This is a genomic window from Actinomadura sp. 3N508, assembly GCF_044326375.1.
Taxonomy (GTDB): Bacteria; Actinomycetota; Actinomycetes; order Streptosporangiales; family Streptosporangiaceae; genus Spirillospora.
The window spans coordinates 152,764-176,517 of sequence record NZ_JBIRAX010000013.1 but is presented as its reverse complement, the minus strand read 5'-3'; the positions used below and the strand labels follow the sequence as shown (position 1 = coordinate 176,517).

Annotated in this window: 13 protein-coding genes; 7 read left to right on the top strand and 6 right to left on the bottom strand. The window is 71.0% G+C overall.

Translation table 11 applies throughout. The annotated features are described in order from the left end of the window. Positions 1 to 44 precede the first annotated feature (44 nt). The 3 genes from ACH34S_RS35980 to ACH34S_RS35970 all read right to left on the bottom strand — a co-directional run bounded on the left by ACH34S_RS35980 (position 45) and on the right by ACH34S_RS35970 (position 8,726). On the bottom strand, positions 45 to 5,012 hold the full coding sequence (locus ACH34S_RS35980; RefSeq protein WP_395957367.1) for a class I SAM-dependent DNA methyltransferase: 4,968 nt from the start codon (positions 5,010 to 5,012) through the stop codon (positions 45 to 47). Continuing rightward, entirely contained in the window at positions 5,009 to 7,843 is a 2,835-nt protein-coding gene (locus ACH34S_RS35975; RefSeq protein WP_395957366.1) for a DEAD/DEAH box helicase, read from the bottom strand. The genes ACH34S_RS35980 and ACH34S_RS35975 overlap by 4 nt, the downstream gene beginning before the upstream one ends. A gap of 229 nt (positions 7,844 to 8,072) precedes the next feature. Continuing rightward, entirely contained in the window at positions 8,073 to 8,726 is a 654-nt protein-coding gene (locus ACH34S_RS35970; protein WP_395957365.1) for a DUF4360 domain-containing protein, read from the bottom strand. A 438-nt stretch (positions 8,727 to 9,164) separates the two neighbouring features. Here ACH34S_RS35970 and fdh point away from each other — a divergent pair, with 438 nt between their 5' ends. Further along, positions 9,165 to 12,416: a formate dehydrogenase gene (fdh, locus tag ACH34S_RS35965; RefSeq protein ID WP_395957364.1), complete on the top strand. Its 3,252-nt coding sequence runs from the start codon at positions 9,165 to 9,167 to the stop codon at positions 12,414 to 12,416. Here the strand turns inward: fdh and selA are convergent. Continuing rightward, the gene (gene selA, locus ACH34S_RS35960) at positions 12,413 to 13,723 is read right to left on the bottom strand and encodes an L-seryl-tRNA(Sec) selenium transferase (RefSeq protein ID WP_395957363.1); all 1,311 of its coding nucleotides are present in this window, start codon (positions 13,721 to 13,723) and stop codon (positions 12,413 to 12,415) included. The two genes, fdh and selA, sit on opposite strands and share 4 nt — an antisense overlap. 66 nt (positions 13,724 to 13,789) lie before the next feature. Between selA and ACH34S_RS35955 the strand changes: the two genes are divergently transcribed. The 4 genes from ACH34S_RS35955 to ACH34S_RS35940 all read left to right on the top strand — a co-directional run bounded on the left by ACH34S_RS35955 (position 13,790) and on the right by ACH34S_RS35940 (position 17,458). Further along, positions 13,790 to 14,320, top strand: coding sequence for a MarR family winged helix-turn-helix transcriptional regulator (locus ACH34S_RS35955; RefSeq protein ID WP_395957362.1), 531 nt, complete (start codon positions 13,790 to 13,792; stop codon positions 14,318 to 14,320). Next, positions 14,317 to 15,159 carry an EamA family transporter gene (locus ACH34S_RS35950; protein WP_395957361.1) on the top strand — a complete coding sequence of 281 codons (843 nt, stop codon included), beginning with the start codon at positions 14,317 to 14,319 and terminating at the stop codon, positions 15,157 to 15,159. Before ACH34S_RS35955 ends, ACH34S_RS35950 begins: the two co-directional genes overlap by 4 nt. Before the next feature lie 161 nt (positions 15,160 to 15,320). Then, entirely contained in the window at positions 15,321 to 16,529 is a 1,209-nt protein-coding gene (locus tag ACH34S_RS35945; RefSeq protein WP_395957360.1) for a family 2 encapsulin nanocompartment cargo protein terpene cyclase, read from the top strand. A 74-nt stretch (positions 16,530 to 16,603) separates the two neighbouring features. After that, a complete protein-coding gene (locus ACH34S_RS35940; protein WP_395957359.1) occupies positions 16,604 to 17,458 on the top strand; it encodes a geranyl diphosphate 2-C-methyltransferase in 855 nt (284 codons plus the stop codon). Here ACH34S_RS35940 and ACH34S_RS35935 read toward each other — a convergent pair. Next, positions 17,436 to 20,423, bottom strand: a complete 2,988-nt coding sequence (locus tag ACH34S_RS35935; RefSeq protein ID WP_395957358.1) for a BTAD domain-containing putative transcriptional regulator — start codon at positions 20,421 to 20,423, stop codon at positions 17,436 to 17,438. The genes ACH34S_RS35940 and ACH34S_RS35935 overlap by 23 nt on opposite strands. Before the next feature lie 80 nt (positions 20,424 to 20,503). On the opposite strand from ACH34S_RS35935, the gene ACH34S_RS35930 reads away from it, so the two are divergent. Next, entirely contained in the window at positions 20,504 to 21,373 is an 870-nt protein-coding gene (locus ACH34S_RS35930; RefSeq protein ID WP_395957357.1) for an NAD(P)-dependent oxidoreductase, read from the top strand. Between the two features lie 7 nt (positions 21,374 to 21,380). Here ACH34S_RS35930 and ACH34S_RS35925 read toward each other — a convergent pair whose 3' ends face one another. Next, positions 21,381 to 22,115, bottom strand: coding sequence for a hypothetical protein (locus ACH34S_RS35925; protein WP_395957356.1), 735 nt, complete (start codon positions 22,113 to 22,115; stop codon positions 21,381 to 21,383). Between the two features lie 181 nt (positions 22,116 to 22,296). On the opposite strand from ACH34S_RS35925, the gene ACH34S_RS35920 reads away from it, so the two are divergent. Beyond that, on the top strand, positions 22,297 to 23,748 hold the full coding sequence (locus tag ACH34S_RS35920) for a hypothetical protein (protein WP_395957355.1): 1,452 nt from the start codon (positions 22,297 to 22,299) through the stop codon (positions 23,746 to 23,748). Positions 23,749 to 23,754 lie beyond the last annotated feature (6 nt).

Below are 23,754 nucleotides of genomic sequence, written 5' to 3'. Positions count from 1 at the left end.
GTGACGTGATGTGACTCCGCCATAGCCTGTGCTGGCTTCACGTCTCAGGTTCTGGCATCGCTAGACGGAATGGGGCCACTCCGTCTGGACGTGTGGAGGCGCTTGGCGAATGCCGTGTGGGCGGTCCGGTATTCGGCTTCGCGGTCTGGTTTGTAGAAGGGTGCTTCGTAGCCGTTAGGGGCGGGGGCGTTGATCTCGGGGTCTAGGTGGTCTTGTAGCTGTTTGAAGTGCTCCCTTGTCTGGCCGTAGCCGTGGGTGTTGTGGTTGCCGGCGAGTTTCCGTCCGTTGGCGTCGAACCAGGTCTGCGCCTCGTAGTCGGAGAGGACGGGGTACCGGGATCGGTAGATCGCGACGAGCTGCTCGGCCGTCATCCCGAGCCAGAGTGCGACCATCGCGTCCAGCTCGACCAGCGCGGCCCGGCGTTCGCGTTCGGTGCGGAGTGGTGTGCCGTAGTGCCACTCGGGCGTTAGGGCGGTCGGGGTGTTGAGCGGCGCCAGGCCTGGCCAGTCCACCGCCCAGTCCTCGTCGGTCCAGACGGGGTCGTACAGGTCTCGCCAGAGGTCGGCGTACGCGCTGGTCAGGCAGTTGAGCCGCAGCGTCCGGAGCAACAGCGCGGGCGCGAGGGGATGGCTGGGATCGGCGGCCGGCATGGCTCTGGCATCTGCGGCTACGAAATTCGCCTTGCCGGCGATTCGCAGGAGGTAGTCGAGCGGGAGCGCGGCGAAGAACCCCGCGGCCATTGCGGTACCGAGATCGTCGGCAAGCGCCATGGACGAGACTGCGTCTATATGTGCAGGGCCGGGTGGGATCAGAGCGGCGAACAGTGAGCGTTCGGTGGCGAACGGGATCATTTTACGCCAGGCGAGACGGTAGAACTCGGTGTAACGACGGTTACTGCCGTCGGGAGCTTTCCAAATGTCTTGGGCCGTAAGATATTCTTCTTTTGTTGACGCTCGAACGTAGTTGCTCACTGGTACGGCGTCAGCGGGCAGGCTAACGATGTCCCACGGGGACCAGTCGACGTGACTCTTGCAGGGGATGTTCGGGCGCTTGCTGAACAGTGTTGCCTGTCCCAGATGAGGGCCCTGCAGGATTGCAGAATCCATGTTTTTGGGCGCGCCTGTTTTCCATCTAATCAGGCCAGTGTCCTTGGACATTTTTTCGTGGTAGCCGAGGCTGATTCGTGGTTTTTCTGCGGCCAGGCGGTGTGGATAGGTGGCCAGCGTGCTGATGGCGCCGACCTCGGCGGTCGTCACCGGAGAGAGCAGTACGGTCTCTTCGATCGGCAGTCCGGTGGAGCCGGTGAGTGTCTGCCATTCTGCGAGTCGTGCTTCATCGACCCATACAAGGCGGCGCTTGTGTGGCCGTACCTCCCACTTCCCGGCGTGTTTGATGCCTGGAATCTCGCCTTCGCCATCGTGGTCAAGTGAGGCGGCCAGCGTCGTTGGGCTGAAGAGCCAGCTCATGCTGTTGAATCCGATGGGCCCTGGCCGTGCGTACACGTGAATCCCGAATGGGCGTGCGTGGCCGATTTCGAAGAAGCGGAGTTCGTTGACGAAGTGCGCATGCAACTTAAGATGCTTATATGCGGCCGCGCGTAGCCGCCCATCTTTGACGCCGCCGAAGTGGCCGTTCGGGTGAATCAGCCCGACGATTCCCGCAGGGTGCAGGTTTGCCCAGCTCCGCACCATGAAGGCTCGGTAGAGGTCGGGCTGCGTCCCCGCGAGTATCGGATACACCGCTGCGGAACCGAGGAATTCGGATACGCCGGCATTCTTTGCTACTTCGTTGAAATAGTAGTTCCAGGCGTCCTTGAGGACTTTGGCCTTCTCTTCTTGCCAAGCTGCGATGGTCGGTCTGTCCGCGAGCTTGAACCATGGCCGCACACCGGCCAGTACGGCTCCCTCTTGCCAGGTGGGCTGAACCCATGGCGGGTTGCCTACTTGGAGGTCGAAGCCGCCGTTCCTGAAGACCTGGGCGAACATGAGCTCCCAGTGGAAGAAGCCCTGTTCCTTGGCGATGTTCTCGACGGTGGTGAGCCAGGGGAAGCGCTCGGTGAGCCGGAAGGCGTCATCCATGCCCGTCCAGCGTGGGAGCTGGTTCTCGTACTCCTCTAGTTCTGCCAGGCCGCTGAAGTGGTGAGCCAGGGAATCTTCCGGCACGTCCGCTCGGCCAAGGACGGCTTCGGTGAAGTCGAGCCAGTCGTCCAGGTCGGCCAGCGCGATGACGCGACGTACCCTGTCCAGGTTCGGCTTGCGGCCCGTGGCCTGCCTCCATTTCGCGCCGCCGCCGGTTGCGGCCTTCGCTTCGGCGACCGCACCCGCCAGGTCGAGTTGCTCAGGTTGCGCGCCGAAGGGCGAGTCGGTCACGTAGACCTGTGAAAGGCCGTGGTCCGGGATGAGGTGTACGGGTACCAGGTCGCCCGTTGTGGTTCCGTACTCGTTGCCGACGCCGGTCAGCAGGCCGGCCTTGTCGAGTGGCCAGAACCAGAGCGCGCACCAGGCGTCCATGACCGTTTTCAGCCGCCAGTACGGCGTGCCGGGGGCGGTCAGGTCCGCGGAGACCTTCTCCTTGGTGATGGCATGTTCCGGCTGGTCGATCCAGTCCGCGCCCCAGACGTCAATGGCACGGCTGATCTCGTATTCGGAGATGGTGAAGCGCTGGATCACCAGTTCCCAGAGGTGCTCAACCCGCTTCGACAATGCCTGAAGGCGCTGAAGCCGGGTCGGCCTGCGACCCTTGTCGGAGACCTTGGCCTTCATCTTCTTGCGCCAGGCGGCGAGTTGCTTGACCTGGTCGGGGGCCAGGTTCTTGGCCGCCTTGGCACCGGAGACGGCTCCCCAGCCCTCGGCCGGCAACAGGAAGTGGTGGACCTTGCCGGATGGGATCTCGCCGTCGCGGAACGGGATCTCCTCCGGGGCTTCCTTCAGCCAGGTGCCCGCCTTGAGCTGGGCCGGGTCGTAGACCTTGCGGCCTGCGCCGATGAGGGAGTTGCCTCGGCGTAGGTGGAGGCCGAACCACGGGGCCCGCAGGCCGGGGTGCATGACGTTCAGCCAGAGGGAGACCTCGGCCAGCTCGATCGCGGTGTCGTTGAGGTCGACGCCGTACGAGTTGTGCAGCGCGATGTACGCCTTGGCCCGCTGCAATTCCTCCTCGTACTTCTCCGGGTCGATGTCCTGGCCGAGTTCCTTTTGACGGCGCTTCAAATATTCGGCGGCCACCTGGTTGATCGCCTCGTTGAGGAACGCGCCGGAGCCGAGGGCGGGCTCGCAGATCTTCCAGCCGAGGATCTCGCGGGCCGTCGTGGTCGTCCCGTCCTGGTCGAGGCGGTGCTTGAGCGCCAGCTGGACGGTGACCTGCGTCAGTGACTCGGGCGTGTAGTACGACGCGGACGTCTCGCGGTCGCGGCCGGCGAGGCGGTAGACGAACGAGCCCTTCTCGTACCGGGCGAACTCGTCCTCGATCCGGTGCGGGTCGTCGTCGGTGCGGCGCACGAAGACGTCCTGCGGGTAGTCGTCCACCTTGGAGGCGGGGATCATCCACGAGCCGTCCTTCGGGTCGCCGTTCTTGGCGACCTCGTACAGGTCCTCGTCGGCGATGAACCCGGTGTAGGACATCAGCCCCTCATACACCGCGCCCAGCTGGTTGATGCCGAGCTGCGCGTACGAGATGAACCCGCCGCGCTCCTTGCGCCGTCCCTTGGTGAGCATGAGGCGGCGCAGCGCCCGGTGCAGCGTCTCGTTTCGGAGGCGGGTGTCGATGACGCGCTCGTCGTCGTCCACCGAGATGGAGCCGATCAGCTTCACCGACTCCGGCTCGAACAGGTCGGAGCGGAGCGGCTCGAAGCGGAGGCCCTCGCCGTCCGGGGCGTCCTCGGTGCGGGTGGTGCGGGGGCGGTAGCCCTGGTTGACCATCCGGAACAGCAGGTCGAGCGACTCGTACAGGTGGAACGAGCGGCGGGCCTGCTCGCCGGTGAGGTCGCGGACCACCAGGTCGCCGAGGCGGGCGAGGCCGTAGCCGCGCACGTAGTCCTGATCGTTGGTGGGGAGGATGCCGAGTTCGGGCCGCGCCTCCGCGTACAGCAGGAACAGGATCCGGTACAGGTACCGCAGCGACTCGCGGCCGAGCCGGTCGGCCAGCTCGCGCGACTCCATGACGTCCTCGGGGTCGGCGCCCTGCTCACGGAGGCGGTTGAGGACCTCGTTGGCGATCAGCTCGACGGACTCCTTGAGCCCGTCCCTGAGCTCCTTCGAGACGCCCACCGCGTGGTCGCGGGAGCCGGCGAGGAGTTCGGCGAGCGGCTCGTCCCCGCCCTCGGCCGGTGGCAGCAGCGAGTCGGCGCCGAAGAGTGCGGCGATGACCTCCAGCTCGGCGCTGTCGTTGCGGCCGAGTGCGACGTCGAGGCTGACGGCGATGTACCGGCCCTCGCCCCAGCTCGCGCGGTCGGCCAGGATCGCGACGCCGCCGGCGAGGATCAGCACGTAGCGGGGCGGCTCGTCGGTGGTGAACAGCCAGGACGCGAGCTTCGTCGCCTCGGCGATCTCTTCGTTGGGGGCGAGCTGGAGCGGGTGCAGCAGGGCGGAGTTCATCGCGGCGTCGACGTCGGCCGCCCAGCCGCATTCGATGGCGATGAGGTGCGCGCCGGCATAGGCGACCTGGACGGTGTGCTCCTCGTCCGCCCGCCGGACGGTCAGCGCGCGCGGCTCCGCCTCGTACCCGAGGGCGCGCAGGATCGTGCCGTGCAGCTCGCCGAGCCGCTTGCGCCATTCCGGCAGGTCGGCGGGGACGAACTCGTCGTCGCGGAGCCGCTCGGCGAAGTCGGCGAAGTCCTTGCGGTCGGCGAAGTACGGCTTGCCGAGCGCGCGCAGCCCGCGGCGCGGGGTGACGCGGCCGTCCTTCTCCTCGTCCGTCCAGCGGGCGCAAAGGCCCCGCTTGAGGTCCTTCGGCAGCACCTCGGCCAGGTAGTGCGCCGAGAAGTAGTCGCCGCGGTTGACCAGCGAGTCGAGCCTCACCGCGTCGCCTCGGGGACGACGACGGCGAGGACCCGCAGCAGCGGCTCCCCCGTGGTCTGCAAGGAGTCGAGCAGGCGCCGCTGCCGCTCGACGGTGTCGTCCACCCGCGCCTCGGCCCGCTTCTGGTGGGACGCGGGCGTGCCGTCGAGGGCGAGCTGCCGCCACGACTCCAGGTGGTCGCGGTACTCGGCGAGCGGCGCGACGATCTCGGCGTCGAAGTGGGCGCGCCGTTCCTCAAGGTGGCGGCGCGCGGTGGCGACGGCGTCCGGGATGCGGGCGGTGAGCGGGCCGAGGTCGATGGGGCGGCCCGTGTTCGTCATGTCCGGGCCGACTCCGGCGGCCGTCAGGATGCCGGGCATCTTGCCGGGCAGCACCCGGCCGGACGCGACCGCCATCCATTCGACGACGGTCGGCCGGCCGAAGTGGTTCGAGTACGCGCCCTGGACCAGGTACGTCGGCTCGTCCACCCGCGCGACGATGACCGGCGCGGTCTGCCGGCCGAGCTGCACCAGCACCTTGTCCGTCACCCAGTCCACGAGGGGATGGAGGTCGGACAGGTAGGCGGTGTCGGGCCACAGGGTCTTCTGGTCGCGGGCCTCGGCGAGCTTGCGCCTGGCGAGGTCCATGTCGAAGGTGACCTTCATCCGCTTCTTGACGTCGTGCGTGCGGAGATAGTCGGCGGGCAGCGCGGACAAGCGGTGCACGAGGTCCCTGGGCGGGACGAAGGCGAGAAGCGCGCCGTCGTCCTCCAGGCCGGGCAGCAGGTTCAGGGTGTCGACGGCCTCGCCGACGAACTCGCGCGTGCCCGCGAACAGGCGGGGGACGTCCGCGCGGGCCGGGGCGCCCTCGGACACCTGGCCTTCGACCGGGCCGAGCAGGTCGCCGATGGGGACGTCCGGGACGGACTCCTCGACGGTCTTCCCGGCGAGCAGATCCTGGATGAGGCGCCGCTCCTCCGCCTCCGGCCGGTACTCGCCGGTGATGGCCTCGGCGGTGCCGAAGGCGCGGTGCGCGGTCTCCTCCTTCTCAAGCAGCTTCGCCGAGACCGTCCGGTCGTCCTTGGCGCCGTCGACGCGGGAGGTGAGCAGGAGTGCGGAGAACCGGGGCTGGTGGTTCTGCCCGTACCGGTCGATGCGTCCGTTGCGCTGCTCGATCCGGATCAGGCTCCACGGCACGTCGTAGTGGATCAGGTGGTGGCACTGCCGGTGCAGGTTGACGCCCTCGGAGGTGACATCGGTCGTGATCAGCAGCCGGACGTCGCTGCCGCTCAGCCCGAACCGCTCGATGATCGCCAGCTGCTGCTGGTCGGTCATGCCGCTGCCGAGCATCGTGTCGACGGCGCCGGTGGGCAGTTTCAGCCGGTCCGGCAGGACGTCCGCGAGCCAGTTCACCGTCTCGACGCTCTCGGAGAACACCACGACGCGGTTGCCGTCCCGGACGCCGATCTTCTCCAGCTCGGTGACGAGCGCGGCCAGCTTGGACGAGTCCTTGTCGGTGATCTGATCGGCCAGCTCTTTCAGGGTGGTGAGGGCCTGGATCTCGCGGTCTTCCCTGGCGTTTCGCAGCCGGTTCTCGACCGTGCTCCGCAGCGCGCGGTGCGACGACAGGAACGCCTTCAGCAGCGTGTACGGGAACAGCCGGTTGCGGGAGTCCACGACCGGGCCGCCGGGGCGCTCGTCCCCCGCGAGCCACACCCGGGTCAGCTCCTCGAAGACCTTCTCCTCGGCAGGCGTGGCCTGGCAGGTGATCGGGACGGACGGCCCCCGGTCCGGCCACCTGGCGCCCATCTGGTCCCGGACCTCCGGGCTGACCTTCGTGCGCCGGATGTAGAGGTGATCGATCTGCTTCGCCTCGTATCGCTCCTCGTCCACGATCGCCGTCGGGTCGAGCATCCGGATCAGCTCGGCGAACGACCTGGCCTTGCCGTTGTGCGGGGTGGCGCTGGCCAGGAGCAGCGCGTCGGTGCGGCGGGCCAGCAGCTTCGCCAGCCGGTTGCGGAGCGTGCTCTCCCCGATCAGGTTGTGCGACTCGTCGATGACGACCGCGTCCCACTGCATGTGCTCCAGGTGCTGCCCGTACCTGCCCTCGTTCTTCAGCGTGTCGACCGAGACGATGATCCGCTTGTAGTGCGTGAACGGGTTGCGCCCGGCGGGAAGCTCCCGCTGGATGCGCTCGATGCCGAGCGAGTCGAGCCGGATGAGCGGGATCGCGAACCGCGTCCACAGCTCCCGCTGGAACTGCTCCAGGACCTGCTGCGGAGTGACGACCAGGATCCGCTCGCCGCGCCCGCGCCGGATCAGCTCCGCCAGGATCAGCCCGATCTCCAGCGTCTTGCCGAGGCCGACGACGTCCGCGATGAGCAGCCGGGGGCGGACGCCTCGCAGCGCCAGTTCGGCGGGACGCTGCTGGTAGACGAGCGGGTCCAGCAGGAAACTGTCGGATAGTGCCAGGCCGCGTTCCGTCTGGGGAAGCGGGGTGCGGCGCAGGACCGCTTCGATGAACAGGCGGCTCTTGGCGAACCGTGGCGTGGCGTCCTGCTCCAGGACGGTCTCCTCAGGGCGGAGCAGGCTCACCTTTTCCAGGCCGGTGAAGAACACCGCCTCCTCGTCCTGGACGAACTCCGACGCGCCCACCGCCGTGATCTTGTGGCCGTCCGCGACGGGCACGCAGGTGCGGACGATCCACTCCGCGTCCCGGACCTCGATGCGGGCGCCGGGCGGGTACGAGGGGCCGGACGGGTAGGAGGGGCCGGGCGAAGAGGAGGTACCGGGCAGGTAGGAGGGGCCGGTCACGACGCGGTCGTGGATCCGCCGCGGATCAGACCGGTCCAACGCCTCCACGCTCACCCGCCTCGCCGTCGCCGCTCGCCGTGGACGCCGCCAGTTCGTTGGAGCAGGGTAGCCCGCGAGACGACATGTCGGCACGCAACCGGCATCCCCGCGTCCGGCGCATGGCCTGCGCCGCCGGGCTGGGCGGCGTGTGACCGGGCCGTGCCTTCCCGGAGGGGGCAAGGCCCGGTCGCAGCGGATCAGGTTTGGGGACCTGGTTCAGACGGGGTGCTTACTGGCAACGCTTCCAGGAGTAGTGGTAGGTCGTCTTGATGCTGCCGTCGGTGGAGTCGATGCCGATGAAGCTGACCTTGGACGCGTCCGTCGTCTCAATTCGCAGGTCGGTGTTGACGTTGAAGTTCCGCTGCTCGCCGCACGGAGACCATACGAGCTGGGACACGTCCACGACGTCGGTGTTCTGCCAGTAGTCGCTGAAGGGGGCCTTCACGGGATACGTGTAACGCCGGGTGCGGGGGTCGCCTTGGAAGTAGTAGCTGGCGGTCTGCTGGGCGCTCGCCCCGGGCTTCAAGTCGGCGTAGCCGCGATAGTCCGTCGACGAGACGGCGTAGGTGAAGCCCTGCGGGACGTGCACGATCATGTTGATCTGGCAGTTCTTACGGGCGTCGGTGGGCTTGGACGAGCCGCCCACCTGGGCGATGTACTGGCTGTAGGTCACCGTGAACGCGTCGTTGGTCTTGTTCAGGGCGATCGCGGCGGTGTCCTTCGGACACCCGGAGCCGTTGATGGTCGCGACCTCGATGGTGACACCGTCGGGGCCGCGTTCGAGGATTTCCCCGTAGGGCCCTGACGCGGCCGCGGGGGTGACGGACACCGCGGTCATGGCGAGCGCGGCGGCGGCGGCAGAAATGGCGATCCCTTTACGCATGCGATTCCTCTGCTCGAAGTAGGCGCCACGGCTTTTTCGGCGGCCGAAGAGGTGGCGCCTGATGTCTGGAGTGAACGAACGCCATCAATGGCAATAGACCCGGAATCCAAGAAAATGCTAACCTCCGTCATTAAGTGGTGTCAATCAATGATTTTCAACTTTTCGATTCACTTACATTAACAAGTGGCGGACACTTTACCTACCTTGATCATCGATCTTCGACCGTCAATGGCGAATCGTTGACAAGCACCGTTCCAACGAGCTTTTTGTGCGTTGTCCAAGGCGATGATCAGGAATGTTGGACGAACTGGAATGGCCGGAAACGGCCGTCCCGCCGCACGGTTTCCCGGCCGGGCGAGCCGCTCTGCCGCGGGTGTGTTTTACCGGGCGGGGGCCGGGTAGGGGCAGCGGCGCGCCGTTGGTGAGGGGTGGTGTGACGTGGGCGTTCGCACTTGGATCGGGTCGTGGCCCGTCTACCGCCAGTTCACCGGCGACGACCCGCTCGGGCGGGGGGCCGCGGCGAAGAGCGCGGGAACCGGGCGGATCGAGGCGCGGGTGAGTGCGGCCGACCGGGTCGTGAAGTCCGTCTGCCCGTACTGCGCGGTCGGCTGCGGGCAGGACGTGTACGTCCAGGACGGCGAGGTCACCCAGATCGAGGGCGACCCGGACTCGCCGGTCAGCCGGGGGCGGCTGTGCCCGAAGGGCTCGGCCAGCCTCCAGCTGACCACCGGGTCGGCCCGCGAGTACGGGGTGCTGTACCGGCGGCCGCACGGCACCCGCTGGGAGCGGCTCGACCTCGGCACCGCGATGGAGATGATCGCGGACCGGGTGATCGAGGCGCGCCGGCACGGCTGGCAGTGGGAGGACGAGGGCGTCCCCGTGCGCCGGACGCTCGGCGTCGCGAGCCTCGGCGGCGCCACCCTCGACAACGAGGAGAACTACCTGATCAAGAAGCTGTTCACCGCGCTCGGCGCGGTGCAGATCGAGAATCAGGCGCGCGTTTGACACTCCTCCACCGTTCCCGGTCTGGGAACCTCGTTCGGACGCGGCGGCGCGACCACCTTCCAGCAGGATCTGCAGAACGCGGACTGCATCGTCGTCCAGGGCTCGAACATGGCGGAATGCCACCCGGTCGGGTTCCAGTGGGTGATGGAGGCGAAGGCGCGCGGAGCGAAGCTGATCCATGTCGATCCCCGGTTCACGCGGACCAGTGCGCTTGCTGATGTGCATGTGCCGCTGCGGGCCGGGAGTGACATCGCGTTCCTCGGCGGGATCGTCAATTACGTCCTGCAGAACGAGAAGTACTTCCGGGAGTATGTGCGGGCTTATACGAACGCTTCGGTGATTCTGTCGGAGGATTTCCGGGACACCGAGGATCTGGACGGCGTTTTTTCCGGGCTGAATACCGAGACCCGCGGCTATGACCACGCGACGTGGCAGTACGCGGGGATGAACGTCCAGTCCGCCGCCGGGGAGCGGGACATGCAGTGGGACCAGCGCGTCGAGTCCGTGGCGGAGGCGGGACGCGGTGAGGCGCACGGGTCCGGCGGCGCGGCGATCGGTGAGGGCGACCCGGAACGGGATCCGGAGCTGCGGCATCCGAGGTGCGTGTTCCAGGTGCTCAAGCGGCATTACGCGCGGTACACCCCGGAAATGGTGGAGCGGATCTGCGGCGTCCCGCCGGACCGGTTCCTCGAGGTCTGCGAAATGGTCACGGAGAATTCGGGCCGGGACCGGACGACCGCGTTCGCGTACGCGGTCGGGTGGACGCAGCACACGGTCGGCGTCCAGTACATCCGGACGGCCGCGATTCTCCAGGCGCTGCTGGGCAATATCGGGCGCCCCGGCGGCGGCATCCTGGCGTTGCGCGGGCACGCGTCCATCCAGGGGTCGACCGATATCCCGACACTGTTCAACCTGTTGCCCGGCTACATCCCGATGCCGCACGCGCACACCAACGAGGACCTCGACGCGTTCGTCCAGGCGGAGTCGGCGCGCAAGGGGTTCTGGGGCAACATGCGCGCCTACCTCGTCAGCCTGCTGAAGTCGTACTGGGGCGACGCGGCGACGGAGGACAACGACTACTGCTTCGACTATCTGCCGCGGCTGACCGGCTCGCACAGCACGTACGAGACGGCGATGGCGCAGATCCACGGGGTGTGCAAGGGCTACTTCCTGATGGGCGAGAACCCGGCGGTCGGGTCCGCGAACGCGAAGATCCAGCGGCTGGGGATGGCGAACCTGGACTGGCTCGTCGTCCGCGACTTCTCGCTGATCGAGTCGGCGACGTGGTGGCAGGACGGCCCGGAGATCGAGACCGGCGAGATGCGCACCGAGGACATCGGCACCGAGGTGTTCTTCCTGCCCGCCGCCGCGCACACCGAGAAGGACGGCAGCTTCACCAACACGCAGCGGATGCTGCAGTGGCACCACAAGGCGGTGGAGCCCGCCGGGGACGCGCGCAGCGACCTGTGGTTCATGTACCACCTGGGCCGGATCATCAGGGAGAAGCTGGCCGGGTCGTCCGACGAGATGGACCGTCCGGTGCTCGACCTGACGTGGGACTACCCGACCGAGGGGCCCCTGGACGAGCCGGACGCCGAGGCGGTGCTGGCCGAGATCAACGGGTTCGACGGGGAAGGGAACCCGCTGTCGTCGTACACGCAGCTCAAGGACGACGGTTCCACCAGGTGCGGCTGCTGGATCTACTGCGGCTGCTACGCGGACGGCGTCAACCAGCCCGCCCGCCGTAAGCCCGGCCAGGAGCAGCACTGGGTGGCGCCCGAGTGGGGCTGGGCGTGGCCCGCGAACCGCCGCATCATCTACAACCGCGCGTCCGCCGACCCGGACGGCAACCCGTGGAGCGAGCGCAAGGCCCTCGTCTGGTGGGACGCGGACAAGGGCACGTGGACGGGCCACGACGTGCCCGACTTCATCGCCGACCGGCCGCCCGGCCACAAGCCGCCGCGCGACGCCACCGGGCCGGACGCGCTCGCCGGCGACGACCCCTTCATCATGCAGGCGGACGGCAAGGCGTGGCTCTACGCGCCCGCCGGGCTGACCGACGGGCCGCTCCCCACGCACTACGAGCCGCAGGAGTCGCCGTTCTCGAACCCGCTGTACGGGCAGCAGCGCAATCCCATCCGGCACTTGCTGGAGCCGCATCCCGACAACCGGTACGGGCCGAGCAACGGCGAGCCGGGCGCGGACGTGTACCCGTTCGTCGCCACGACCTACCGGCTCACCGAGCACCACACGGCGGGCGGCATGTCGCGGTGGCAGCCGTACCTGGCGGAGCTGCAGCCGGAGTTCTTCTGCGAGGTGTCGCCGGAGCTGGCGGCGAAGCGGAGCCTGGAGCACGGCGGCTGGGCGACGATCGTGAGCCCGCGCGGTGTCGTCGAGGCGCGGGTCCTGGTCACCGAGCGGATGTCGCCGCTGGTCGTGGACGGCCGGACGCTGCACCAGGTCGGTCTCCCCTACCACTGGGGCCCGAACGGCTACAGCCGCGGTGACGCCGCGAACGAGCTGCTGCACCTCTCCCTGGACCCGAACACCCACATCCAGGAGGCGAAGGCCCTGTCGTGCGACATCCGGCCGGGGCGGCGTCCGCGCGGGCCCGCCGCGGCGGCGTTCGTCCGCGAGTACCGCGAACGGGCCGGGATCACCGAACGGACCGGCACCGAGATCTAGCGCGCAACGCGGAGGACGGCTTCGGCCAGGTCGTCGTCCTGGTGCGGCGGGACGGAGCGGAGGTCGAGGAGGCAGCGGCCGTCCTCGACGCGTCCCATCACGGCGGGTGCCCCGCGCCGCAGCCGGGGCGCGTACGGCTCGGGCAGCGACACGGCCGCGCTCGGCAGGACGACGCCGGGCGCACCCCCGCCGCCGACCGCCGACTCGCTCTCGACCGCCCGCGCGTCCAGCCCCGCGTCCCGCAGGCCGGCGGCCAGGCGTCCGGCGCGCTCGCGCAGGGTGTCCGCGTCCGCGTGGAGCGCCTCGTCGGTCGGGGTGCGCGGGCCGCGGACGGTCGCCTCCAGCGCGGCGAGCGTCATCTTCCCGACCCGCAGCGCGCGGGCCAGCGGATGCCGCGCGAGCCGCCGCACCAGATCTTCCGCGCCGAGGACGATCCCGCACTGCGGCCCGCCGAGCAGCTTGTCCCCGCTGGCCGTGACGAGGTGCGCGCCGGCCTTGAGCTGGGACGAGGCGTCGGGCTCGTCCGGCAGCAGCGGGTCGGGGGCGAGGAGGCCGGAGCCGATGTCGGCGACGACGGGGACGCCGAGCCCGGTCAGCTCGGCGACGTCCGCGCCGCGCGTGAACCCGGTCATGCGGAAGTTCGACGGGTGGACCTTGAGGATGAAGCCCGTCTCGTCGCCGATCGCGGCGGCGTAGTCGTCCGGCGAGGTGCGGTTGGTGGTGCCGACCTCGCGGAGCCGCGCGCCGGTCGCGGCGAGCAGGTCGGGGATGCGGAAGCCGTCGCCGATCTCCACCATCTCGCCGCGGCTGATCACGATCTCGCGGCCGGCGGCGAGCGCGGTCGCGGCCAGCACGAGCGCCGCGGCGCCGTTGTTGACGACGTGCGCGGCCTCCGCGCGCGGCACCCGCTCCAGCAGGGCGGCCAGTGCCGACCGCCCGCGCTTCGCCCTGCGCCCGGTCTCCAGGTCGAGTTCGACGTCGGTCGCGCCGGACGCCACCGCGACGGCGTCCCGCGCGGCGTCCGACAGCGGGGCCCGGCCGAGGTTGGTGTGCAGCAGGACGCCGGTCGCGTTGATCACGGGGCGCAGCCCGGACGCGGTCGGCGGCAGCGCCGCCACCGCCGTGTCGGCGACCGCGTCCGGCGGGATCTCCCCCGCCCTGGCGCGCCGCTGCGCCGCGACGACGGCCGCCTTCACGACGCCGCGGCCGATCCGTCCCGCCGCCGCGGCGAGCCGCGGATCGGCGAGCAGCACGTCGGTGCGGGCGATCCGCCGCCGCCCGTCGGCGGGTGGGGCGTCACGATCCATCGGCTGACCTCCGGGTTCTCCGGGCGCTGTGCAGCCAGCATCCCATGGAGGTATCATGCATGAGTCATGCATGAGACGCGCTTGGCGAACCTGCTCGGCGCCGCCTCGCTGGCGGTGACCGATCTCGTCCTGGCCGGCGCCACCGGAGCCGGGCGGGTGAGCCCGAGCGGCGCCGCCGCGCTGATCGTCCTGGCGGACGCGCCGGACCTCGGCGTCACCGAACTGGGGCGGCGCGTCCGGCTCACGCAGTCGGCGGCGGCGCGGATGGTGGACGGCCTGGAGGCCGCCGGTCTCGCAAGTCGGCGTCGCGGGCGGGGCCGTGCCGTCCGCGTGCGGCTCACGGAGGCGGGCGAGGACGCGGTCCGCGACATGCTGGACGCGCGCGGCGCGCCACTGGCCGGGGTGCTGGACGTCCTGGACGACGAGGAACGCGCGGCGTTCACCGTCCTGCTCGCCAAGCTGCTGGCCCGCCTGTACGCGGAGATCGGCGACGCGGACGTGATGTGCCGCCTGTGCGACCGGCGGTGCTGCGTCGCCGGCGCCGTCTGCCCGGTCGGCCAGGCCGAGCGCGACGCGGAGGCGGCGGGGGGCGTGTGACGGGAGTCGTCCTGGCACTGGCCTCGGCGCTCGCCTACGGCGTCGCGGACGTGGCGGGCGGTCTGCTGTCGCGCCGCGCGGACTTCAGGGCGGTGGCGCTCCTCGGGCAGGCGGGCGGGCTGGTCTGCGCCGTCGCCGCCGCGCTGGTCGTGCCCATGGACGGGACGATGGACGCGGCGTCCCTCGGCTGGGGCGCGCTGTCGGGCGTCGGGACGGGCCTCGCGATGGTGTTCCTCTACCGGGGCATCGGCCGCGGCGACATGAGCGTGGTCGTCCCGGTCAGCGCGGTCGGCGGGGTGGCGCTGCCCGTCGTGGCCGGTGTCGCGCTGCTGGGCGACCGCCCGTCGGTGCCCGCGTGGGCCGGGATCGCGGTGGTGCTGCCCGCGCTGTGGCTCGTGTCCCGGTCGGGCTCGGACGAGCACGGCAGGGTGCGCGCGGCGATCGGCAACGGGCTCGTCGCGGGCGCCGGGATCGGGATCCAGTACCTCGCGCTCGCCCAGGCGGGCGACGGCGCGGGGATCTGGCCCGTCGCGGCGGGACGCGTCGCGGCCGTCCTCACGATCGCGCCCATGCTGTGGACGCCCGGTTTCCGCCTTCCCACCGGAAGGCTCGCGTTCTGGTCGTTGGCGAACGGGGGCCTCGCGGCGGCGGCGCTCGTCTGCTACCTGCTGGCCACGCGGGAACAGCTCGTCGTCATCGCGGTCGTCCTGTCGTCGCTGTATCCGGTCGTGCCCGTCCTGCTCGGCGTCACCGCGCTCCGCGAACGGCTGTCGGCCGCGCAGGCGGCCGGGCTCGTGGGCGCCCTGGCGGCCGTCGTGCTCCTCACCGTGCCCGTCTGACGGCGGATCACCGTCGCGCGGACGGCGGTTACATCCTGTCACCGTGAGGCAAGGTCATAGCCGGTTGTAGCTGACGTAAAGCTGTGAGTAACTGTTCCCCGGAGCCCCACGGCTCTCCGGAGAGACACCAGACCACGCCTTGATCAGCGAGGGGACCGACGATGGACGAACTGCTGGCGGAGCGGGTCAACCGGCTCCTGTCCGGCCCGACCGGCCTGGGCACGTCGGCGGCGCGCGTGGTGGACGCGCTGGTCGCCAGGCCCGAGCCGGCGCCGAAGGCCGAGCCCGTGCCAGGGGCCGGGGCCGTCGTCCCGCCCGCGCATGACGCGGTGGTCCCGTCCGCGTCCCGGCTTCCGAGTCCCACGCGCAAGGGCGGGCATTTCTCGCCGGGGTACGCGGAACGGGAATGGGGCGACGGCTCGTTCCCCCCGCTCTACTGCCCGCTGACGGCGCGCGTCGACGACGACCTTGCCTGCGAGGTCAACGACCGGCTGGTCGCATGGGCCGGCGAGATCGGGATCTACGCCGACCAGCTCGACAAGTTCCGCGACACCGGGTTCGGGCGCCTGGCCGTGCTCGCCCACCCCGACACCGACGACGTCGACCCGCTGCTGTTCGCGGCCAAGATGAACGCGGCCTGGTGGGCCTGCGACGACTACTACGCCGACGAGAGCGACCTCGGCGCCACCCCGACCGAGCTCCCGCCGCGGCTCGCGCTGGTGATGTCCGCGATGGACCCGCCACCCGCCGCCGGGAAGTACACCGACCGGCTCGAGGACGCGGTGCACGCCGACCCCGTCCTGATGGCGCTGCGGTCGGCCGCCGGGCACCTGCGGCGGCTCGCCGGGCCGTCCCAGGTCATGCGGATCTGCAACACCACCTTCCAGATGTACGTGAGCTGGACCGCCTACGCCGCCTGGCGGCACCTGGGCGAGCTGCCCCCGGTGTGGCGGTACCTCGCCGCGCGGCAGCACGACAGCTTCTACACCTCGATGACGCTGATCGACATCGTCGGCGGCTACCAGCTCGACGCGAACCTCTTCTACGAGCCGCGCGTGCACCGCGCGGTGATGCAGGCCGGCACCGCCTCCGTCCTCGTCAACGACCTGCACTCGGCGGAGAAGGAGGCGGCCGACGACCTGCCCGACTGCAACGTCGTGCTGCTGATCGCCGAGGAGGAGGGCTGCGAGCTGCGCGAGGCGGCCGAGACGGCCATCGAGATGCACAACCACTTCGTCCGGGGGTTCGAGGCGAGCCAGAAGGAGCTGGCGGCGGTCCCGTCCCCCGAGCTCCAGCGGTTCCTGCTCGGTGTGCAGGGCTGGATGGCAGGCGGCTTCGAATGGCACGGCTCGTCCGGCCGCTACAAGTGACCCCGACCCACCGAACGACCCGACCGACCGATTGACCCGACCACGCATCCCCCGTCGAGAAAGGATCATCGGATATGGGCTCAACCCAGGGCGCCGCGGTTCTCAACAGCCTTTACCAGCACTCGGTCGCCGACTACTGGAACGCCGAGAAGAACCCGGTCAACCTCCGCCTGGGCGAAGTGGACGGGATCTACCACCACCATTACGGCATCGGCCCGGTGGACTGGACCGTCCTCGACGGCCCGGCCGAGACCCGCGAGGAGCGGACGATCGCCGAGCTGCACCGGCTGGAGACCGCGCAGGCCGACCTGCTGATGAGCCATCTCGGCGCCGTCCAGCCGACCGACCGGCTGCTGGACGCGGGCTCCGGGCGCGGCGGCTCCAGCCTGATGGCCCACCAGCGGTTCGGCTGCCAGGTGGACGGCGTGTCGATCTCCGAGTCGCAGGTCGCGTTCGCCAACGCGCAGGCCGAGCGGCGGAACGTCGCCGACAAGGTGCGCTTCCACTTCAAGAACATGCTCGACACCGGATTCGAGCCCGGCGCGTTCCAGGCCATCTGGAACAACGAGAGCACGATGTACGTCGAGCTGGGCCTGCTGTTCGCCGCGCACGCCCGGCTGCTGCGGCGCGGCGGCCGGTACGTGTGCATCACCGGCTGCTACAACGACGCCTACGGGCTGCCGTCGCGGGCCGTGAGCGAGATCAACGCGCACTACATCTGCGACATCCACCCGCGCAGCACCTACTTCAAGGAGATGTCGGCGAACCGGCTGGTCCCGGTGAGCGTGGTCGACCTCACCTCCGCGACGATCCCGTACTGGGAGCTGCGCGCGAAGTCCACGCTGGCCACCGGCATCGAGGCGGCGTTCCTGGACGCCTACAAGGGCGGCAGCTTCCAGTACCTGCTCATCGCCGCCGACCGCGTCTGAGGCGGGCCTCGATCCGGTCGACGTCGCCGCGTTCCGCCTCCGGCAGCGGAGCCCCGGCGGCGTCCCGGGCGGCGGACGCGCCGTCCAGCGCGGCCACGGCCTCCTCGTCGCGGCCCGCCAGGGACAGCGCGCCCGCCGTCCCTTCCAGCGCCAGTGCGATCGCCCGCGGGTTCCCGGTTGCGCGGGCGGCGGCCAGGCCCTCGGCGTGCAGGCCGAGGGCCTGGTCCGCGTCTCCACGCAGTTCGGCGATGAAGCCGAGCTCGGCGAGCAGGAACGCCATGCCGGGGCCGCCGTCGATGTCGCGGACCCAGCCGAGCCAGCGGCGCAGGATCGTCTCCGCCTCGTCCAGCCGGCCGCAGCGGCGGGCCGCCAGCGCCAGCCCGATGTCGGCGAAGTTCTCCATCCGGCGATTCGACTCGCGGCCGGCGAGCCGCCTGCCGCGCCCGTGCAGGTCGTCGGCGCGGTCGAGGTCGCCGGTCAGCAGCGCGATGCGGCCGAGGCGGGACAGGACGCCGGACGCCTCCGTCCAGAGCCCGAGCTCTTCGGCGTCGCGGAGCCCGCTCTCGTGGAGCCGGGCCGCGCGGGCGTAGTCGCCGGTCACCTCGGCGAGAACGCCCAGGGTTTCGGTGGCCTGGAGGCGCCCCCAGCGGTCGCCCGCCGTGCGGAACAGTTCCATGGCCCGCTCTCCGTCGCGTCCCGCCCTGGGGAGGTCGCCTGCGGAGAGCGCCTGCGCGGCGCGGGTGGCGAGCGCCGCGGCCTCGCCCCATGTGTCGCCGGCGGCGCGGAAACCCTCCAGGGCGCGGGCGGTGAGCTCCTCGATCGCGTCGAGGTCGCCGAACCCGGCGCGGACGAAACCGAGGAACCATTCGGCCCACGGGTCCTTCTCGTCGTAGGCGGCCAGGGCTTCGCGGCAGCGTTCGTCGCGGTCGTGGCCGTCGCCTTCGAGCATCGCGAAACCGGTGTGCCAGGTCTTGGCGATGGCGGTGCGGGCCGGGTCGCCGCCGGGGACGGCCAGGGCGCGTCCGAACGCGTGGCGTGCCTCGCCGGGGCGGCCCCACAGGAACCAGGCCCAGCCCATCGCGTTGACCAGCCGCAACGCGAGGTCGGCGGCTCCGTCCTCGATGGCGGCGTCGAGCGCGGTCCGCAGGTTCCCCGACTCGGCCCGCAGCGCGCTCAGCGCCTCCCGCTGGCCCGGGCCGCGCAGGTCGGCGCGTTCGGCGAGCGCCGCGTAGTACTCGGCATGGCGACGGCGCACCGCCGCGTACTCCCCCGCCTCGCGGAGCCGCTCGACGCCGTACGCGGCGATCGACTCCAGCAGGCGGTAGCGCGGACCGTCCGCGGCCACGACCAGGGACCGGTCGACGAGGCTCGCCAGCACGCGGATGTCCGCCCCGCAGACCTGTTCGGCCGCTTCGAGCGTGCAGCCGCCCGTGTGCGCGGCCAGCCGCCGCAGCACCGCACGCTCGGATGCGGCGAGCGGCTCCCAGCTCCAGTCGATCAGCGCGCGGAGCGTCCGCTGCCGCGCGGGCGCGTCGCGGGCGCCGGACGACAGCAGCCGGAACCGGTCGTCCAGCCGCGCAGCCAGGCCCTCGACGCCGAGCGTCCGGACGCGGGTCGCGGCCAGTTCGAGGGCGAGCGGGATGCCGTCCAGCCGCGCGCAGATGTCCGCGATGGCCGGTGCGCCGGGGGTGATGCCCGCCCGTCCGGCGAACAGTTCGGCGGCGTCGGGGCCGGCCAGCGGCGGGACGTTCCACAGCCGCTCCCCCGAGATCCCGATCGGCTCGCGGCTCGTCGCGAGGACGCGCGGTTCGGCGGCGTCCCGCAGCAGGCCCGCGACCAGGCGGGCGACCGGCTCGACGACGTGCTCGCAGTTGTCCAGGACGAGCAGCATCCGCTTCCCGCGCAGCGCCTCGCCGAGCCTGCCCGCCGGGCCGCCCGCGATGCCCGCGTCGTCGCGCAGCCCGAGGACACCGGCCACGAACGAGGCCACCTCGTCGGCGGACGCGCCCGCCTTGAGGCCCTCGTCCAGCGCCACCAGCCAGACGCCGCCGGGGTACCGCTCCCGCACGCGCCGCGCGACGGCCACCGCCAGCCGCGTCTTCCCGACCCCGCCCGGCCCGGTCAGCGTCACCATCCGGGCCGGGCCGGTCAGGACGTCCGCGAGCTCGGCCAGCGCCGCGTCCCGGCCGATCAGCGGGGTGACGTCGGCGGGGAGGTTCCCGGACGCGGGCAGCGTGCCGCGGAGGATGGAAAGGTGCAGGCCGGCCAGGGCCGGGCCGGGGTCGGCGCCGAGGTCCGCGGCGAGCCGGTGCCGGAGGTCCTCGTAGGTAGTGAGCGCTTCGGCGGGACGGCCCGCGCCGTAGAGGGCGCGCATGTAGGACGCGCGGAGCCGTTCCCGGAGCGGATGCTCGCCGACGGCGGCGTGCAGTTCGGCCGCCAGGGCCTCGTGCTCGCCGAGTTCCAGCCGTGCTTCGGCTTGGGCTTCGAGTGCCGCGAGCCGCAGTTCGTCCAGGCGGGTGATCTCGGGGGCCGTGAACGGCGCGTCGGCGAAGTCGGCGTAGGCGGGGCCGCGCCACAGGGACAGCGCGTCCGCGAGCAGCGCGGCGCGGGTCGCCGGGGCCTCGGACGTTCGCGCCTCGGCGAGCAGTTCCTCGAAGCGGGCGGCGTCGTCGGGGCGGGCGTTCAGGCGGTAGCCGGGCGGGGTCTTCTCGACCAGGGCGCGGGCGCCGGGTTCGGCGTCGTCCAGGGTGCGGCGGAGCTGGGAGACGCGGGCCTGGAGGGTCGCGGACGGGTTGGCGGGCAGCCCGGCGCCCCACAGATCGTCGATCAGGCGATCGGCCGGGACGGCCCGCCCGGCGTGCGCGAGGAGGTCGGCGAGAAGGGCGCGGACCTTGCGGTCGGCGACCTTGACCGGCGTGCCGTCCCCCGTCCGCACCTCCAGCGGGCCGAGCACCCCGAAGCGCATACCGCCACCGTAATGCGGCCCGAAGGGTTCCCGAAGCCGCGGGCGGCAGGCTCGGTCTTCTAAGGGAAAGGGGAATCGTCATGACGGAATCGACATCAGTGACCGTTCTCGGGCTGGGACTCATGGGGACGGCGCTGGCGGAGGCGCTGCTGAAGAACGGGCACTCCGTGACGGTCTGGAACCGTTCGCCCGGCAAGGCGGAGCCGCTGGTGGCCAAGGGCGCTCGGCGGGCGGCGACGGCCGCGGAGGCGATCGCGGCGAGCCCGCTGGTGATCGTTTGCATGTCCGTGTACGGCAACGCGGACGACGTCCTTACCGGGGAGGCACCGGCCGGGCGCACGGTCGTCCAGCTCACCAATGGGACGCCGGGCCAGGCGCGAGCGCTGGCCGAGCACGTGACCGCGCGCGGCGGGCGGTACGTCGACGGCGGCATCATGGCCGTCCCGCAGATGATCGGCGGGCCGGACGCGCTGATCCTCTACAGCGGCGACGAGGCCGCGTTCGAGGAGAGCCGGACGCTTCTCGACGCGTTCGGCACGGCACGGTTCCTGGGCGCCGACCCGGGGCTCGCGCCGCTGTTCGACCTCGCGCTGCTGGACGCCATGTACGGGATGCTCGCCGGGTTCTTCCACGCGGTGGCGCTCGTCCGGTCGGAGAAGGTGCGGGCGGCGACGTTCGCGCCGATGGCCACCGCGTGGCTCACCGCGATGATGGAGGGATTCCCCGGATACGCGCGGGCCTTGGACGACGGCGAGTTCGGCACCGACGTCTCCAGCGTGGCCACCAGCCAGGTCGCGTTCCCCGGCCTGCTGGACACCAGCCGCGAGCAGGGCGTGGACCCGGCTCTCCTGCTCCCGCTGCGCGACCTGCTCGACCGCGCGGTGGCCGAAGGGCACGGCGAGGACGGGCTGGTCCGGCTGGTGACGCTGCTGGAGCGTCCCGCGTCCTAGCCGGCGGTCAGCCCTGCGCGGAGCGGGGCGGGGGTTCGGGCGACGGGGACGGGCGGTTCAGGTCGGGCAGGTCTGGAAGGCCCGTCTCCGGCCGCTGCGGGACGGCGTCCGGGGAGCGCGGCGCGGGCTCGGCGCCGGCCTCGGCCGGACGGGCGGGCTCGCCGGCGCGGCGGGCGGCACGGCCGGACGGCTCCGCCTCCGCGAGGAGGCCGGAGTCCTCCAGGTACTGGCGGCCGCGGGGCGTCAGGTCCCATGCGTTGTGCCGCCACTCCTTCCTGCGCCACACGACGCCCGCGGAGAGCAGCTTGCGGCCCACGCGGCTGATCTCCGTCTCGTCGGTGTGGAGCTCGGCGGCGAGGTCCTTGTTGGACAGGCCCTGGCGCCGGTAGACGGCGAGGAGGAAGCGCGCGGCGTAGCCGTCGGGCTGGAGCGCGAGCTGCAGCCCGGACGGGAGCCGCTTGAGCGCCCAGTGCACGACGTCGATCAGCCCGAGGATGCGGCCGCGCTGCTCGCGCTGCGCGCCGTCGAGGGCGTCGTGGTCGAGGTAGTGGCGGTGCAGCCACTGGAGCCCGTCCTGGCATTCCACCAGGGCGGGCTCGTCGGCGCTGAGCGAGGCGTCCGTGATCAGCATGCCGAGGGCGCTGAAGTGGCCGTCGCTGATGACCTTGGCGTGTTCCATGGAGTCGATGAGGCGCCGGACCTCCGTCCGGCGGTCACGGGCAGGGGCGGGAACAGCGCTCATGGTCACTCTCCAAAAGGTCGACGAGCACCGCCGGGATCCCTCCAGCATGAGCGGGTGCCAAGTGAATGTCAAGTGATGAGACCCGCCGGCTCTGTAACCAAGGACACTGAAACGTCTCCCCGCGGGAGTTAGCATCAATCCACCACCTGTAACCGCGTGTGTCAGAACCCCGGGGGCGCTTATGACGGATCAGTTGGCCCCAGCCGGCCACCCGGCCGAACCAGCTGATCTCTTCGTCCGGCTCTACGACTCGATCACGGACGGCGTCTTCCAGGACTGGACCGCAACGCGCTGGTACGCCGACGAGCAGGTCCGCCGGCGGGCCGGGGAGATCGCCGAGATCGTGCTGGACCACGGCGTCCTCGACCCCGCCGCCACCGCGGAGATCATCGCCGCGGGCGGCGACCGCGGCCGGTTCACCATCATGCTCGGGCTCGACATCGCGCTCGCCCACGCCAGCCCCTACGGGCCCTATCACGGCTCCCCCGCGCTGGCCCCGGTGCTGGTCAACTACCTGACCGAGGGGAAGCTGAACGGGCAGGGCACGAGCGGGGCGCTACTCCCCCGCTGCGCGTTCCCCGGACGGCCCCGCGGGCTGCGCACCAAGGCGGAGTTCTTCGGCGTCCACCGCGTCCCGCAGGCGGTATGGGACAAGATCGACCACCGGGTGCTGCCCGCGGTGAACGACCCGCACTTCGGCCGGGACGAGCCGGTCTCGGTCGGGTGCGCGCCCGTGCTGGAGACCTTCGACGACGTCGACATCGAGTTCGAGGACCTTGGCGGGATGACCGTGTACCGGCTCCGGCCGATGGACTCCTCCGGGATCCGCAGCCGCGTCAAGGCGATCGTCCGGCGGCTCGACGAGTCGGGCGCGCAGCTCGCCGTGATGCCGGAGGCGTCGCTGTCGGACTCGCTGCTCGAACTGTGGAAGGAGGTCGCGTTCGACACCGCCGGGCGCGACCGGGACCGCAGGCCGCTGCGGTTCCTGCTGCTCGGCACCGGCCCGCTCGGCGAGGATGACCCGCCGCCGAACCGCGCCGTCCTGCTCGACCGCTGGACGGGGCAGGAACTCCTCGTCCAGGACAAGCTGTCCGGCTTCACGCTGACCGCCGACCAGATGCGGCTGTGGCGGCTGCCGGACGCGCCGCCGTCCGGCACGGCCGTGGAGTACGCCAAGCCCGGCACGCGGATCAGCCTGCTCGACTCCTCGCTCGGCCGCCTCGCCGTCCTGATCTGCGAAGACCTCGGACGCTCGATCGGCTGGGAGCGCGAACTGGAGGCGTGCGGCGTCTCCCACCTGCTCGTCCCGATCTTCTCCAAGCCGATCCTGGAGCACCGCTGGGAGGACCAGGGCGCCGAGCGGCAGGTCGCGGGCCTCGGCACGTGGGTGGCGGTGTCCAACAGCCTCGCGGTCGGCGCCGCCATCCCCGACGACGAGCTCCCCGGCACCCGCTACACCTGCCTCGTCTCCGGCCCGAAGACGCTGCGCCGCGAGGCGTACGCGACCGAGCGCCAGTTCGGCGTGTCCAGGACGGGCGCCGAACTCGGGCGGCTGCCCACGTCGGAGCTGCCGCGCGTCTTCCCGGGCGCGGCGTACGACGTCTGGCACGAGCACTGGCAGGACGACAAGTAGTCCTCG

What these genes read in the sequence shown, in the direction of transcription:
- ACH34S_RS35955 (WP_395957362.1), top strand. Translation starts at nt 13,790, where the DNA reads ATGCATGAGACGCGCTTGGCGAACCTGCTCGGCGCCGCCTCGCTGGCG.
- ACH34S_RS35935 (WP_395957358.1), bottom strand. Translation starts at nt 20,423, where the DNA reads ATGCGCTTCGGGGTGCTCGGCCCGCTGGAGGTGCGGACGGGGGACGGC.
- ACH34S_RS35930 (WP_395957357.1), top strand. Translation starts at nt 20,504, where the DNA reads ATGACGGAATCGACATCAGTGACCGTTCTCGGGCTGGGACTCATGGGG.
- selA (WP_395957363.1), bottom strand. Translation starts at nt 13,723, where the DNA reads ATGGATCGTGACGCCCCACCCGCCGACGGGCGGCGGCGGATCGCCCGC.
- ACH34S_RS35945 (WP_395957360.1), top strand. Translation starts at nt 15,321, where the DNA reads ATGGACGAACTGCTGGCGGAGCGGGTCAACCGGCTCCTGTCCGGCCCG.
- ACH34S_RS35920 (WP_395957355.1), top strand. Translation starts at nt 22,297, where the DNA reads ATGACGGATCAGTTGGCCCCAGCCGGCCACCCGGCCGAACCAGCTGAT.
- ACH34S_RS35940 (WP_395957359.1), top strand. Translation starts at nt 16,604, where the DNA reads ATGGGCTCAACCCAGGGCGCCGCGGTTCTCAACAGCCTTTACCAGCAC.
- ACH34S_RS35970 (WP_395957365.1), bottom strand. Translation starts at nt 8,726, where the DNA reads ATGCGTAAAGGGATCGCCATTTCTGCCGCCGCCGCCGCGCTCGCCATG.
- ACH34S_RS35925 (WP_395957356.1), bottom strand. Translation starts at nt 22,115, where the DNA reads ATGAGCGCTGTTCCCGCCCCTGCCCGTGACCGCCGGACGGAGGTCCGG.